This is a genomic window from Streptomyces sp. AM 4-1-1 (assembly GCF_029167625.1).
Taxonomy (GTDB): domain Bacteria; phylum Actinomycetota; class Actinomycetes; order Streptomycetales; family Streptomycetaceae; genus Streptomyces.
The window spans coordinates 3,182,720-3,197,374 of the sequence record NZ_CP119145.1; the positions used below are offsets into that span (position 1 = coordinate 3,182,720).

General features: G+C 71.1%; 14 protein-coding genes. 7 read left to right on the forward strand and 7 right to left on the reverse strand.

Annotated elements, in window-relative coordinates:
- Positions 1-27 precede the first annotated feature (27 nt).
- Entirely contained in the window at positions 28-375 is a 348-nt protein-coding gene (locus PZB75_RS13575; RefSeq protein ID WP_275535562.1) for a metal-sensitive transcriptional regulator, read from the forward strand.
- 147 nt (positions 376-522) lie between these two features.
- On the opposite strand, the gene PZB75_RS13580 is transcribed toward PZB75_RS13575, so the two are convergent.
- Both PZB75_RS13580 and PZB75_RS13585 read right to left on the reverse strand, forming a co-directional pair.
- Entirely contained in the window at positions 523-894 is a 372-nt protein-coding gene (locus PZB75_RS13580; protein WP_275538930.1) for a hypothetical protein, read from the reverse strand.
- 128 nt (positions 895-1,022) lie between these two features.
- Positions 1,023-1,931, reverse strand: coding sequence for a hypothetical protein (locus PZB75_RS13585; RefSeq protein WP_275535563.1), 909 nt, complete (start codon positions 1,929-1,931; stop codon positions 1,023-1,025).
- A gap of 456 nt (positions 1,932-2,387) precedes the next feature.
- Between PZB75_RS13585 and PZB75_RS13590 the strand changes: the two genes are divergently transcribed.
- Positions 2,388-3,983, forward strand: coding sequence for an FAD-binding oxidoreductase (locus tag PZB75_RS13590; RefSeq protein ID WP_275535564.1), 1,596 nt, complete (start codon positions 2,388-2,390; stop codon positions 3,981-3,983).
- A 36-nt stretch (positions 3,984-4,019) separates the two neighbouring features.
- Here PZB75_RS13590 and PZB75_RS13595 read toward each other — a convergent pair whose 3' ends face one another.
- From PZB75_RS13595 to PZB75_RS13615, 5 genes are all read right to left on the reverse strand, one after another.
- Positions 4,020-4,790: a phosphatase PAP2 family protein gene (locus tag PZB75_RS13595; RefSeq protein WP_275535565.1), complete on the reverse strand. Its 771-nt coding sequence runs from the start codon at positions 4,788-4,790 to the stop codon at positions 4,020-4,022.
- Positions 4,791-5,075: 285 nt separating this feature from the next.
- Positions 5,076-6,083 (reverse strand): bifunctional lytic transglycosylase/C40 family peptidase, encoded by a 1,008-nt coding sequence (locus PZB75_RS13600; RefSeq protein WP_275535566.1) that lies wholly within the window; start codon positions 6,081-6,083, stop codon positions 5,076-5,078.
- 99 nt (positions 6,084-6,182) lie between these two features.
- Complete coding sequence (locus tag PZB75_RS13605; protein ID WP_343286279.1) at positions 6,183-6,635, reverse strand: hypothetical protein; 453 nt, start codon at positions 6,633-6,635, stop codon at positions 6,183-6,185.
- A 101-nt stretch (positions 6,636-6,736) separates the two neighbouring features.
- Positions 6,737-8,557, reverse strand: a complete 1,821-nt coding sequence (locus PZB75_RS13610) for an alpha/beta hydrolase (protein ID WP_275535568.1) — start codon at positions 8,555-8,557, stop codon at positions 6,737-6,739.
- A complete protein-coding gene (locus PZB75_RS13615; RefSeq protein ID WP_275535569.1) occupies positions 8,554-8,994 on the reverse strand; it encodes a hypothetical protein in 441 nt (146 codons plus the stop codon). The genes PZB75_RS13610 and PZB75_RS13615 overlap by 4 nt, the downstream gene beginning before the upstream one ends.
- Positions 8,995-9,415: 421 nt before the next feature.
- Here PZB75_RS13615 and PZB75_RS13620 point away from each other — a divergent pair, with 421 nt between their 5' ends.
- The 5 genes from PZB75_RS13620 to PZB75_RS13640 all read left to right on the forward strand — a co-directional run bounded on the left by PZB75_RS13620 (position 9,416) and on the right by PZB75_RS13640 (position 14,642).
- Positions 9,416-9,676: a DUF397 domain-containing protein gene (locus PZB75_RS13620; protein ID WP_275535570.1), complete on the forward strand. Its 261-nt coding sequence runs from the start codon at positions 9,416-9,418 to the stop codon at positions 9,674-9,676.
- A gap of 463 nt (positions 9,677-10,139) precedes the next feature.
- Positions 10,140-10,448, forward strand: a complete 309-nt coding sequence (locus tag PZB75_RS13625; RefSeq protein WP_275538699.1) for a hypothetical protein — start codon at positions 10,140-10,142, stop codon at positions 10,446-10,448.
- 201 nt (positions 10,449-10,649) lie between these two features.
- Positions 10,650-11,513 carry a hypothetical protein gene (locus PZB75_RS13630; protein ID WP_275535571.1) on the forward strand — a complete coding sequence of 288 codons (864 nt, stop codon included), beginning with the start codon at positions 10,650-10,652 and terminating at the stop codon, positions 11,511-11,513.
- A gap of 205 nt (positions 11,514-11,718) precedes the next feature.
- Positions 11,719-13,095 (forward strand): hypothetical protein, encoded by a 1,377-nt coding sequence (locus tag PZB75_RS13635; RefSeq protein ID WP_275538700.1) that lies wholly within the window; start codon positions 11,719-11,721, stop codon positions 13,093-13,095.
- Positions 13,092-14,642 (forward strand): SCO6880 family protein, encoded by a 1,551-nt coding sequence (locus PZB75_RS13640; protein WP_275535572.1) that lies wholly within the window; start codon positions 13,092-13,094, stop codon positions 14,640-14,642. Before PZB75_RS13635 ends, PZB75_RS13640 begins: the two co-directional genes overlap by 4 nt.
- Positions 14,643-14,655: the final 13 nt, after the last annotated feature.

The following is a 14,655-nucleotide window of genomic DNA, read 5'->3' on the forward strand; positions in this document are numbered from 1 at the left end:
GAACAAGCAGGACAACGGGAGGACGAAATGACCAGCACCGAGGCGGCGGGTACGGAGACGGGCGCGGCGGTCGTCACCGACCACGACCGCGGTGTGCACGGCTACCACCACCAGAAGGCCGAACACCTCAAGCGGCTGCGCCGGATCGAGGGCCAGATCAGGGGCCTGCAACGGATGGTCGACGAGGACGTCTACTGCATCGACATACTCACCCAGGTCTCGGCCTCCACCAAGGCCCTGCAGTCGTTCGCGCTCCAGCTCCTGGAGGAGCATTTGCGCCACTGCGTCGCGGACGCGGCGGTGAAGGGCGGCGACGAGATCGACGCCAAGGTGGAGGAAGCCACGAAGGCGATCGCCCGGCTGCTCCGTACCTGATCCCGGTCGCGTCCCCGGGCGTGCCCCCCGGCGTCGCCCGCCGGAACCGGGCGGCGCCCGACCCGTACCGGACCACCGCGGTCCCCCGCAGGCGGCCGGCACCGGGCCGGCACCGGATCTCCGGCGGGCCGGCACCGGTCGTCCCGGTCAGCCCCGGCGGTGCCCCTGCCGGGGGACGGTGACCCGTTCGGCGGACGCCCCCTCGGCCCTGACGTCGAGCGCTCCCGCCCTGACGTCGGGTACTCCCGCCCTGGTGGGGAGCGCTTCGGCCGTGATGGAAGGCGCTCGGACCCCGTGGGGGAGCGTTCCCGCCCCGGTGGGGAGCGCGCGGGCCTCGGCGCTGAGCGCTTCCGCCTCGGCGTCGAGTGTTTCCGCCCTGACGTTGAGCACTTCGTCGATACGGTCCGGACTGAGCCGTTCCTCACGGGCCGTCGAAGCCGCGATGATCAGATCGCCGCAGAGCTCGATCTCGGCGAGGGCCACGTGGTCCTGAACAGTCGGAGCGCTGAGCGTCACCATGTGCGTCACCTCTTTCTGCCGTCGCCGACTTGCTGGCGCACCGGGCTCCCAGGGTAGGGATCAGGACACCCGCCGCGCATGGCACGGACGGACCATTTCGGCCTCCCGGGGTGCCTATGCGCCTTTGCCTATGCCCCTTCGGGGAGGGCTCTGCCCGGTCCGGTCCCGGGGAGGGTGCGCGGCTGCCGGATCTCTCCGGTGTAGATGTCGCCGTCGGCCGGCAGCTCCACGGTGACCGCCGTCCCGAACCCGTACAGCAGCGTCGTCGACACCACCTCGACCGGCGGGCCTTCGGTGACGTAACTGAACCGGTACCGCACCTTCCGCAGCCGCCCGGCGTCGTCCAGGTACGCGTCGAACGGCACGGCGCCCGTGCTGAACCCTTTCGCCGCCGCGGCGAGCGCCCCACGCGTCCGCGGGGACGCGCCGCGCGCCGCCGCGGCGAGATCCGCGGCTCCCCGGAAGTGCCAGACCCGCTCCCCGGCCAGCTCGGAACTGCCCACGTACGCCACGGCGCGCGCGCCGCGCAGCAGTTCGGCGGCGGCCATCGGGTCGGTCACCCCTCCGGTGACCAGATTGCCGTCCGCCAACGCCGTCGTGTCGACCCTGACCCACTTGTCCGGCGGGACCCCGGCGCCCCGGTTCTTCATGTACAGCGCGCCGGGGGTGAGCAGTTCGGTGATCGGCAGGTGCTCGTCCTGACCGGCGACGTCCTTGGGCAGCACGACCTTCATCCGCCCGAGCTGTCTGCGGAAGTCGTACGTACCGTGGCCCCGGACCGTGACCCGGGTGCCGCCGACCGCGGACTCCATCGACGTGCGCGCCCGCGCACCACCCGCTCCGGCCAGCACGGCCGCCGCCCGGTGCAGCGCGCCGGCGGGGTCCGCGGTGGCGGCCCGCTCGTCGACCACGGCGCCACCGCCGCCCGTGTCACCGCCGCCTCCCGAACATCCGGAGGCCGCCGCCATCACACCCACCACGGCCAGCGCGCAGACAGCGAGCGCCCCGCCTCCGGACCTGTGCTGCTGCACCACCATCGACTGCCAACCCCCAACGACGTCACGCCTGCCACACATAACGACGACCCCGGGCGCCCGTCACGCGCCCCCCGCGCCGGGCCCGCCGCCAGTACCGTGGACGGGTGTATGAGCCGCACCGCGCCGATGAGTCCCCGGCCGCCCCCGTCCACACCACGACGACCGCCGAACGGGGTTCGTTCTGTACGGCCCGCTGCGCCTGCGGCTGGTCGGGTCCCGCCCGAAGATCCCGCGAACGCGCTCGCGCGGACGCGCAGTCGCACCTCGCCGCCCCGTGAGCCCCCGTCCGACGCCGTCCCGTGAGTCGTCCTGGTCCTGTCCGCCGTGCGGACCGTGCCGGCCGTCGTGAGCGCCCCCGCGCCCCGGCCCCCGCCCACACCACCGCGATCATCACCACCACCGCTGTCACCACCGCCATCCCGTGTCCGCGAAGTACCGCCCGGAACCGGAGCAGTCATGAACCGGCGCACCATGCTCACCGCCGTCGCGGCGGCAGCCCTCACCACCGCGACGACCACCTCGTGCGACGACACCGCCAACAGCCCGGCCGGCGCGAGAGGCGGAGGCACCGGCGCGTCCGCCCCCACCCCCACGCCGTCGGCATCCACCAGCCGTACGCCGCCGCGCACTTCGGGCCCGGCGGACTGGCCCGCGCTCGCCCGTGGTCTCGACGGCTCCCTCGTACGGCCGGGCGACACCGCGTACGACACGGCCCGGCAGCTGTACAACACCCGGTTCGACGACCAGAGACCGGCCGCCGTCGCCTACGTCGCCCATGAGGAGGACGTACGCGAATGCCTGGCCTTCGCCCGGGACCAGGGCACGCCCGTCGCCATCCGCGGCGGCGGCCACTCGTACGCGGGCTGGTCCAGCGGCACCGGCCGGCTCGTCATCGACGTCTCCGCGCTGACCGCGGTCGACGGGGACGGCACGATCGGCGCGGGCGCCAGACTCGTCGACGTCTACCAGGGCCTCGCCCGCCACCGCCTGACCATCCCCGGCGGCTCGTGTCCCTCGGTCGGCGTCTCCGGCCTGACCCTCGGCGGCGGCCACGGGGTCGCGTCCCGCGCGTACGGACTGACGTGCGACAGCCTGGTCTCGGCGACCCTCGTCACGGCCGACGGCAGGACGCTCACGGCCGACGCCGCGCACCACCCGGACCTGTTCTGGGCGCTGCGCGGCGCGGGGAACGGCAACTTCGGCGTCGTCACCAGCCTCCGGTTCCGTACCAGCCCGGCGCCCGGAACGGTCACCGCGTATCTCTCCTGGCCCTGGTCCCGCGCCCGTTCGGTCGTCGAGGCGTGGCAGGCGTGGGGTCCGGACCAGCCGGACGAGATCTGGTCGTCGGCACATCTGGCGGCGGGTCCGGGGGGCGTGGACCCGACGGTCTCGGTCGCGGCCTTCAGCCTCGGGACCTACGGCGACCTCCAGAACGCCGTCGACCGCCTCGCCGACCGGATCGGCTCCTCCGCCTCCTCCGTCTCACTGGTCCGCCGCGGCTACCAGGACGCGATGCTGGTGTACGCGGGCTGCTCGGGCATCACGAACGCCCAGTGCCATCTGCCGGGCACCACCCCGGGCCGTACGGAACAGGGCACCCTCCAGCGCGAGACGTACGCCGCCGCGTCCGACTTCTACGACCGCGCGCTGCCCCCGGCGGGCGTGCGAGCCCTGCTCGACCGGGTCGAGGCGTTCACCCGGCTCGGCGTGCGGGAGGGGGGCGGCGGAAGCATCGCGCTCACGGCGCTCGGCGGGGCGATCAACCGGGTGGACGCGCGGGCGACGGCGTTCGTCCACCGGGGGTCTCGCATGCTCGGCCAGTACATCGGCGCCTGGCGCCCGGGGACCTCGGGCACCACCCAGCAGGAGTGGCTGAAAAACACTCATACGGCGATGCGGAGGTACGCGTCCGGGGCGGCCTACCAGAACTACGCGGACGAGGCGCTGACCGGTTGGCGGCAGGCGTACTACGGCTCGGCGACCGACCGGCTCGCCACGGTGAAGAGGCGGTACGACCCGGACCGGATGTTCACGTTCCCGCAGTCGCTGTGAGCCGGGGGCACGGAGCGAGGAACCACCGCGCCCGCCTCAGGCCGCGAGGTCCTTCTCTCCCGTACCACCGCGTCCCCGCCGGGGGCGCGGCTCCGGGATGCCGAGCGCCCCGGAGCGTTCCTCCCACTCGTCGTCCTCATCCCTGTCCCCGTCCCCGCCACCGACCGGTGCGCCGAGCGGGTGGCGCGACCGTACGAGCCGGCCGGCCCGACCCGAGCGTGCGACGGCGGCGACGAGCGGCGTGAGCAGCGCCAGCGCGGGCGGCGCGAGCAGCAGCGCCACGGCCGTGCCGAGCGCGAACCCGCCGATCACATCGGTCGGGTAGTGCACGCCCATGTAGACCCGGCAGAAGCCCTCGACCAGCGCGAGGGCGATCGCGGCGAGCCCGAACTTCCGGTTGGCCACGAAGAGCCCGGCGCCGATCGCCATCGCCATCGTCGCGTGATCGCTCACGAAGGAGAAGTCGTTCTTCCCCGCCACCAGTACGTCCAGCCCCTGGTGTTCGCGGAAGGGGCGTGGCCGCTCCACGAATCCCCGGATCGGGATGTTGACGAGGAGGGCGATCCCGGCGGCGAGGGGCGCCCAGACGATCCCGGCGACGGCCGACACGGAATCCTCGGTGGTGCCGCGCCTGCGGACGTTCCACCAGCACCACAGGACCACCAGGACCATGCCGAGCATGATCCCGTACTCACCGACGAACTCCATGACGCGGTCGAACCAGGTGGGAGCCGACTTCGCCAGGCCGTTGATGTCGTAGAGCAGGCTGACGTCGGGGTTCGACCCATTCAGTGCGAGTCCAGCCATCTGCCGCGGCCCCTTGCCTTGTCTGCTGCTGCGGCGCACACGCATGCGCCGCGTTGACGAACCCCCGTGTTCCGGTGCCGATCCATTGCGTCACTGCACGGGCCGGGCCGCCTGGTCATGAGGAGACCGGCCGTCCCGTTCCTCGCACCGTCCAGGAAACGGTCCACCCCGCGTGTACGTTCCACTCTCCACCGAAAGATCACCATGACGTTATCGAAGAGTGATGCATCGTCGCAGCTCAGGGCCCAAGCTTCACGGAGAGTTCCGGCCACGGCCGACACCCCGTCACGTTTCCGGCTGAGCGGTCGGAAGGGCCTCCGCGCCCGCCTTGGTCACCCGTGTCGCGCCGAAGTAGTCGGGCGCGTCGATCTTGTCGAACCGGATGACGGCACCTGTGTACGGCGCGTTGATCATGTAACCGCCACCCACGTATATCCCCACGTGATGGATCGCCCGCGAGTTGTTCAGATCGTCCGAGAAGAACACCAGATCGCCGGGAAGCAGCTCATCGCGCGAGGGGTGCGCCCCGGCGTTGTACTGATCGTTCGCGACGCGGGGCAGCTCGACGCCCACGGTCCGGTACGCGGCCTGGGTCAGCCCGGAACAGTCGAACCGGCCGCCCTGCTCGGCCGTGCCGTTGCCGCCCCACAGATACTTGGTGCCGAGCTTCTGCTGAGCGAAGTAGATCGCCCCGGCCGCCTGCTGGGAGGGCTCCACCCGCCCCACGGGCCTGGCGAAGCTCTTCTCCAGAGAACGGATGATCTTGACGTAGTTCTGCGTCTCGGAGATCGCCGGAACCCCACCGGACTTGATCACGCGGTAGGCGCCGGCGTTGTACGCGGCCAGCATGTTGTCGGTCGGGTCGCCCGGCACCTTCTTGACGTACCCGGCGATTTCGCAGTCGTACGAGGCGGCGGACGGAATCGCGTCGGCCGGGTCCCAGACGTCCCGGTCGCCGTCCCCGTCACCGTCGATCCCGTGCGTGGCCCAGGTCCCGGGGATGAACTGAGCGATCCCCTGCGCCGCCGCCTGACTCTGTGCCCGAGGGTTCCAACCGCTCTCCTGGTACAGCTGCGCGGCCAGGAGGGCCGGGTTGATCGCCGGGCACAGATTGCCCCACTTCTCCACGAGCGGCTGGTACTTGGCGGGCACGGCCCCCTTCACCAGCCCGACCGCCCCGCCCCCGCCGGCCCGGCCGAGACCGGCGGCGGAGTACGTACCGACGACGAGCAGCGCGACGAACAACACGCCGAGCCCGCTCGCGACACCACCGACCACCCAGATTTTCCGCACCCCACAACCATCCCCCATCCGGGGCAGGTTCAAGGGTCGTTTCGAGGGTGTGTGCGAGTCATCCGGGTCACTGGGGTCACCGGGGTCACTGACCGCGCATCAGGAACCGACGGACCAGAAGGGGGAGCGGACGTTCGGACGGGGCAACGGGTACACCCCTTCGTACCCGGGCCCGTTCGCCCTGGTCCCGGAAGCAGCCACCTCCGACTCCCGCACACAGGGGCTGTCGACCTCGAAGAACGCCTGCCCCTCCCCACCGATGGTGAGGGAGACACCGAACCCGTCCTCGGTCTGCGCATAGATCGCCGGGAAGTCCACGTCCTTGTTCACCATCTTGATCCGGTATCCGCTCTTGCGCCAGAAGCGATCGACGAGCCCCAGGAAGCTTCCTCGGCGTTCTGCGGAAATGACGGTCATCACTGTGCGCCGCCGGGACACGTCGCAGCTTCCCGTGGTCGTCGGGCCATGCGCCCACTGCACCTCCGGTGTGATGTGTTTCAGGACGGCGTCAAGAATTCCATCCGCACGATCAGCCGCATCCTGCATGTCCATATGTACGTTCCTCCCTCCTGGCAACGGAAATACATCATTGACACAGCCAGAAATCGACACGCTCACCAACAGCGTGACTGTCATCAGAAGCGAACGGTGTTTCAACGCGGCTCCTCCATCCTGACCTTGTCCGCGCGTCCGGCAGCGATCAGCGCGATGCTGTCCGCGGACACCGAGTCCCGCTCGGGATCGAAGTACTGGCTGTGAGCGCTCACACTGAATCCGTCCGCCCCTACGAGTCGTGGTCCGTCAGCCACGTGGAAACGCCTCGCGCCGAATGCCCGGCTCGCCGGATCTCTGCCGAACCACAGGTCGTCATCGCCTCGGTCGGCGAGATCACCGGCGATGTAGGAGGCCACCGGTCCGGCGAACGATGCCGCGGCGGCAGCCGCCACCGATCGTTTGGAGGGGGTCCTGGTGACCGGATCGTGCTCAGCCGCTCCGACGAACACGTGCTCCTTCCCGACCCCGAGATCCTCGGCGCGGTCGACACCGACTCCAGGACTGCCCACCAGGACGATGTCGTCGACCCCGGGGATTCCACCGACGTGCCCCGCAGCAGCACCCACGGTACGAGAGCCGTACGAATGACCAATGGCGGTCATATGAGGGTCGTCGTTTTCGTTCGTGACGGACAGGCCGCTCATGAATTCTCGATAGGCGGCTCCGCCTTTCTCCGCCCTGCTATCACCCATGACAGCGAGACTTCCCAGTACGCCACCGTCTTCGAGGATCTGAGGCGCGTCATAACCAAGCCAGGTGATCGCCGCACTGGAGTGATCGTGCCCCTGAGTACCGATCGCCAGATCCCGAGCACGCTTCAGATCACTCTTCGCGAACTCCTCGTCCAGCGACGTCCCGAGCCCCGGCACGTACGCCGAGACATTCCTCGCCGTATCCGGATCGCCGAACGAGACGATCGCCCGGCCGTTGCCCTCGTTCCCGATGCCGAGCAGATACATCGGCGGCTGACCACCCTCGTCCAACTGTCGTTCGATCTCCCGCAGACCCGCCAACCGCGTTCGCGCCGTCTCGTCGTCGCGGCCCGCCAACTCGCCGATCAGCAACCGGAGGTTGTCCCGGTTGGCGCTGTCCCTCACCAGGGCCGGGATTCCGTCCAGATTCCCGATCCGGTCCGGGTAGACCGCCAGGTACTCCTCGCGCTGTTCCCGTGTCAGGTGCTCCCACCACGCCTTGCGCTCCGCGGGGCTGCCGTCCTCCGGGATACCGCGTTCCAGGTAGCCGTACGCCGCGTCCCGTACCGTCTCCGCGTCACCCGCCGCGTCCGTCCACACCGTGTCCGGGACCGCCAGGCCCTCCGGCGCCCGCAGTCTCCGGAGGATCGCGGTGTACCGCTCGTCGATCGCCACCGCCAGCCGCACGGCCCGGACCACCCGGTCCGCGATGTCCCGCGCCGGGGCCGCATGAGGGTTCGGGGCGGCAAACGCGGGCGCCTCGCCGAGCCCGAACCGCTCCGGAAACCCGTTCCCGGCGACCGTCCCACCCGGCAGCGGCGCGCCGCCGGCCGGCTGCTCGCCCGCGGCCGGATAGCTCACCGATCCGTCCGGGCGCACCGTGAACCCGAGCGCCGCCGACTCCACCAGCGCGGCCCGCAAGTCCCGCTGCGCGCCCGCCAACTCGTACGCGAAGCTGTTCAGGGTCGTGCGGACCAGGCCGCACTCCGTGTGGATGTACTGGAAGTTCCCGACCAGCCGCTTCAGCCTGGCGACCGCCGCGTCCGCCGCCTCCCCCGACTGCGTCTCGCGCAGCCCCGCCACCAGTTGCCGCTCGATCCGGTGCCGCGCCTCGCCGGCCCGGTTGCTCGCCCTGCCCCAACCATCGGCCGCGTCCTCCAACTCGGCGCACCGAAGGCCCTCCAACCGCGCCCACGTGAACGGCGACGTACCCGTACCCGTACTCATCCCCCGCCACCACCAGCACCACCAGCACCACCGCCATCACCGGCGCCCGCCGTCGCGATCCTCGTGAGCGACGAGCCGGCCGCCGCGTCCGTCTCGCCCTCGATACGTGCCACCGCCCGCAACTTCTCCGCCAGGCTGCCGCACTCCACGCGCGCGGCGTCGATGCGCGCCTCCCACGAGCCGCGCACCGCGCTCAGCTCCGCGAGCGCGCCCAGTTCACGTACGCCCGAGGCCAGGCCCCCGTGCGCCGCTTCGAACTCGGCCCGCACCGCCGCCAGCGTCGTGTGCAGCGCGTCCGCTCCACCGGCCGCCCTCGTCCAGGGGCCCGTGCTGTGCCTGAGCCCGTTGTTCACGCCGCTGCCGGGATTCCCGGGCGGGCTCGCGGGGCCGACCGGCCCCCGTACCTCCGCGAGCTGACCCCTCACTGCCACCGACACGTACCCCGCTCCTCATGTCCGGTTCCGGCGCCCGGCTGTCCCGGCGCCCGTTTCCGACCCGACCGTGGAGCGGCACTGTGCCAAATCCGAGGTGCGGAACGTGCCGTCCGCGTCCGCCCCGCAGCGCCGCCGCGCGCCTCACATGAGCGGTCATGAGCCGGGCGCGGCCCGGAATCCGGGCCACGTACCGGGCGCGTGCGGTCGGTGCCGGGTTCACTCGAACGGTGGGTACCGGTGCCGCCGGCCGCGCTCGGGACGCGTTCCGGCGAACCGGCCCCGGTGCTGTGGAAGCCGCCGGCCCGACGCGCCCAAGAGCTGTCCCGGGGCCTGTGACAGGAACCGGAGGAGTCCGGCGGGCGTTATCCGTTACGACCGCTGCCGCTACGACCGCTGCCGCGTCCCGTAAAGGAAGGTGCCCTCCATGGCCGAGGCTGACATCCCCGCCGACCTCGTCTGGACCCGTGCCGCCCCCGAGGGCGCGGAGGGTGACGGCCCCTGGATCGAGGTGGCGTCGGGTCCGGGCGATCTTGTACATCTACGGGAGACCGGCGACCCCGACAACGTCGTGACGACCACCCAGGTGAAGTGGGAAGCGTTCGTGAAGGGCGTTCTGGCCGGTGAGTTCGACCACTTCGCCGAACTGGACGGTACGGACCCGCCCACCTCCGGTCCCCAGGTCTGATCGCAGCGACGCGGTGCGGCACGGCAGTGGGAGGACGAACGGTCATTCACCGAGACCGCGCCGGCGCAGCTGCCCCGTCCGCCGTTTCCCACTTCCCCGCGCCCCGCTCCACATCTGCCACCCCGCCGCTTCACCCCACCCCACCGCTCCATCCCACCCCACCGCTCCGCCACACACCTTCCGAAGCCTCACCACCCCACCACCCGACCGAAATCGGACAGAGTGGCGAGTTTCCAACCATTGCCCGACGTCACGCCGCGTGATACACAGAGTGACTATGCGTATTCGCACACACACTCAGTTCCAGCCGCAGGTCAGCGCGGCGGGATCGGTCAAACGTGCGAGATTCGGGTAAAAAGAGCCGCCGAAGCGTCGTGCGGAGGCGGTTTCATCAGCGAAGATAGGAAGCGACCCGTGCCATGCGGTACGGGCCGTGAACTACCCAACAGGGGCGGTGACTTACATGATCCTGGCAGGCAATAAGGGCGACATCACCACCATCATTGGCGGAATCGCCCCAACTTGGGGGCCGTTCGGGACCCTGGGCAACGAAGCCCGTGTGATGGTCGAGGTCGTGATGGCCGTGGCCATCCTGCTCTGCCTCGGCATCGCGGTCTGGGGTGCGGCGAAGCAGCGCATCGGCGCCACGGCGCTACGGGACACCTTCAGCGCCGAGCAGGGCAAGGGGCTGATCGTCGCGGGCCTGACCGGCGTCTTCATCATCGGGTCGCTGGGGACACTCTTCACCATCGTCTACGGAATGGCCGTCTGAGTCCTCGGAATGGCCGCCTGACCAGCGGTCGACCCGGTCCGGGCGGCCCGGCTCACCTCCAACACCCACCTGTCCCGTCGCGCCCACCGGCTGAGGTTGCGTCTCCCTGATGTCCAGTCACCACACCGCGTCCGCGCGGGAACCAGCACGGCCACCGTCGTACCACGCGGAACTGCGAACGGCTGAAGGGGCGTACGCGGCATGAGTCCCGGCGACGACCACGGCTACGGCGACTCCGGCCGTACCGGCGACGAGTACAGCACCATCGGCGGTACGCGCCAGACCCGTACCCGCCTCCCCGGAAGCGAGGGCGGCGACAACCACGGGCGCCGCCCCGCCCGGAGTTCACGTTCCCTCGTCACGGTGGTGGGCGTGGTCGTCCTCCTCATCGCGGCCATCGCCTTCGCGAACCGGGGCGGCGGTGGGGGCGAGAGCGGTGACGACGCACCGGGACGCAGCGGCAAGAAGGCCGGCTCGGCGCCCACCGCACCGACCGGCACCAAGCCGGTCGCGGGCGGCGCGGGCCCGATCGCCTCGGGCTTCGCCCACGACGTGCAGGGGGCGCAGAGCGCCGCGGCGAACTACGCGGTGGCACTCGGCTCGGCCGAGATGTTCCGCGCGAACTCCCGCCGGGACATCCTCCGCGCCACCCACGACCCGGCGATCGTCGACGGACTCGCGGCCGACCTGGACACGGCCTACTCCCCCGACTTCCTGAAGAACGTCGGCCTGAAGGAGGACGGCACCGCCCCCAGTGGTCTGTCCTTCGTCTCCAGGACAGTCGCCGTGGGCACCAAGGTGGCCGCACAGGACGACGCGAGCGCGACCGTCGAGGTCTGGTGCACCGGCCTGGTCGGCCTCGCCGGACAGGGCTCGACCAAGCCCGTCACCAGCACCTGGTTCACCATCACCCAGAAGCTGAAGTGGGTCGGCGGCGACTGGAAGATCGAATCGTCGAACCAGACGGAAGGCCCGACGCCCGTCAACGGCGACAACCGGGCGTCCACCGCCGACGAGATCGCCGGCGCGGTCGAGGGATACGGAGGCTTCACCTATGCCCGATAACCGCCGCCTGCCCGACAGCCACCGCCTGCCCGACAGCCACCGTCCCTCCGACGGCCGCCGTCCGTCCCATGGCCACCGTCCGTCGCACGACCGCCGTCCACTCGACACCCGCCGTCCGCCCGACAGCCGTCGTCTGCCCGACGCTCACGGCCTGCCCGACGACCACCGTCCGGCAACCGGCCACCGTCCGCCCCACGGCCAGCGCCTGCCCGACAGCCGCCGCCCCCGCACGCTCTCGCTCGCCACCCTGCTGGGCAGCCTGCCTCCCGCGGTGATCCTCCTGGCGTCCCGGGCCTCGGCCGCCCCTTCTCCCCCGCCCAGCCCCGCGCCCTCGGGGAGCTCGACGCCGAAGGGCAAGTGCGACCTCATCGTGGGGCTCGCCAAGGACTACTGCGAGGACGGCGAAAGGTCCACCTCGCCCCGCCGCGCCCCCACCACCACCGACGACGCCATGGACCCCCTCTCCTCCCTCGCCCGTGGCTGCGCCGACGCCGCGGCGTGGATCGTCGGCAAGCTCAGCCACGCCGTCGAGAGCACCGCCAACGTCGACTTCACGAACCCCAAGTTCCTCCAGCAGTACGCGGTCGTCTTCGCCGCCTCCACCTTCCTGACCCTCGTCCTGTGGCTCCTCGCCGTCGCCAAGCGCGCCATCCGGGGCGTACCGTTCACCACCGCCATGTCCGAGGCCATCGGGTTCCTCTGGCTGACCGTCCTGGCGTCCGCCTTCACCCCGCTCATCCTCTACACGGTCGTCTCGGCCACCGACGGCGTCACCGAGATCATCTCCGGCGCCACCGGAAGCCAGACCGACGTCTTCTTCGGCTCGTTCGCCGAAGCGCTCAAGAAGGGCTCCGGCATCGGCGGCGGCCCCATCATGCTGATCGTCGTATCGCTGGTGTCGATCCTCGCCGCGGGCATCCTCTGGCTGGAACTCGTCATCCGCGCCGCCCTCCTCTACGTCGGCGCCCTCCTCGGCACGGTCGTCTACGCCGGGCTCGTCGACAAGAACATGTGGGGCCACGTACGCCGCTGGGCGGGCATCATGATCGCGGTGATCATGGTGAAACCGGTCATCGTCATCGTCCTCGGACTGGCCGGGGCGCTCTCCGAGGACGACGGCCCCAACGCGTTCTCCGCCGTCGTCTCCGGTCTCGCCATCATCATCCTCGCGATCTTCGCCTCCGGCATGATCTACCGGTTCGTCCCCGGCTTCGGTGACGAGATCCAGGGCGCCCGCACCAACCGCAAGCAGGCCACGGACGGTTCGCAGGCCGCCGCCCTCGTCAGCTCCCCCGCGGCCCTCGTCTCCCAGGGCATCAAGACCCACAGCAGCCGCGGCGGCGACGGCGGAGGCGGGGGCGGCGCCTCGGGCGGAGGCCGCCCCGGCAACCCGGCGAGCGGCGGCATCGCCGCCCACAGTTCCCGCAACTCCGGCGGAGGCGGTGGCTCGGTCCCGTCCGCCGCCCCCGCCCCCCGTAGCGGCTCCGGACCCACCTCGGGCACACCCCACAGCAGCCGTGGCAGCGGCTCCGCGGGACGCTCGGGCAGCACAGGCAACAACCCAGGAGGTGGAGGGCGGTGACGACCCAGCCCCATCCGATCACGCCCCGCCGCACGTATCTCATCGGCCGGGCCCGGCCGAACGCGATCGTCGGCAAGAACCGCGAGACCGGCGAGATCGCCCTGATCATCGCCGGGGCGTTCCTCGGCATGATGAGCGGACTCATCGTGCCGGTCCTCTCGCTGCGCATCGTGCTGCTCATGGGCTTCCCACTGCTGGCCCTGGCCATCGTGTACGTCCCGTACAAGCACCGGACCTTCTACAAGTGGTTCGAGATCAACCGCAGCTACAAACGCCACCTGCGCCGCGGCACCACCTACCGCTCGGCCGCGATGGAAGCGGGGGTACGCGCCGACGGCCGCGAGGTCGAGATCGGGCCGCCCCCCGGCATCGGCCGGATCAACTGGCTGGCGGCCCCGTTCGGCCCGGACGAGATCGCCGTGCTCCTGCACGCCGACCGCCGCACCGTCACCGCCGCCATCGAGATCGAGGGACCCGGCGTCGGCCTCCGCGACAGCGAGGACCAGGAGGCCCTGGTCGACCGGTTCGGCACCCTCCTCAAGCACGTCGCCAACGGGGACGGCTTCGTCACCCGGCTCCAGATGCTGGCCCGTACCCTCCCCGCCGACCCCGACGCGCACGCCAAGGACGTCGCCCAGCGCGGCGACCGCTCCGCCCCGGGCTGGCTCCAGGAGTCGTACGACCAGCTCCAGTCGATGGTGTCCACCTCCAGCGAGCAGCACCGCGCCTACCTCGTCGCGTGCATGCACTTCACCCGCGAACTGGCCGCCGAGGCGACCGTCATGGCCCGCGCCGCCCGCCCCAAGGGCGGTCGCAAGCTCGACCGGGACGCCGGCCTCGCCGTCGTCATGGCCCGCGAGCTGACCGACATCTGCGCCCGCCTCGCCGAGGCCGACATCCGGGTCCGCCAGCCGCTCGGCCAGAGCCGTCTCGCCTCCCTCGTGCACTCGATGTACGACCCCGACCACCCCATCGACCACATCCAGGCGATGACGAAGCGCAACGCCTGGCCCGCCGAGCTGGACGCGGTCGAGCCGACGTACCTCAAGGCCAAGACCCGCGAATCGTCGACCCGCGCCCCCTGGTGCCACTCCACGGCCTGGGTGAAGGAGTGGCCGATGACCCCCGTCGGCGTCAACTTCCTCGCCCCCCTGCTCGTGCACACCCCGGACGTGATCCGCACGGTCGCCGTCTGCATGGACCTGGAACCCACCGAGCTCGCCATCGAGCGCATGCTCACCGAGAAGACGAACGACGAGGCGGAGGCGAGCCGCCAGGCCAAGATGAACCGGACCGTCGACCCCCGCGACATCGCCGCGCACGGCCGCCTCGACCAGCGCGGCGAAGACCTCGCGAGCGGCGCCGCCGGGGTCAACCTCGTCGGGTACATCACGGTGTCCTCGCGGTCGCCCGAGTCCCTGGCCCGCGACAAGCGGACCATCCGCGCCTCGGCCGGCAAGTCGTACCTCAAGCTGGAGTGGTGCGACCGCGAGCACCACCGGGCGTTCGTGAACACCCTGCCGTTCGCCACCGGCATCCGTCGCTAACCGAGAGGGCAGT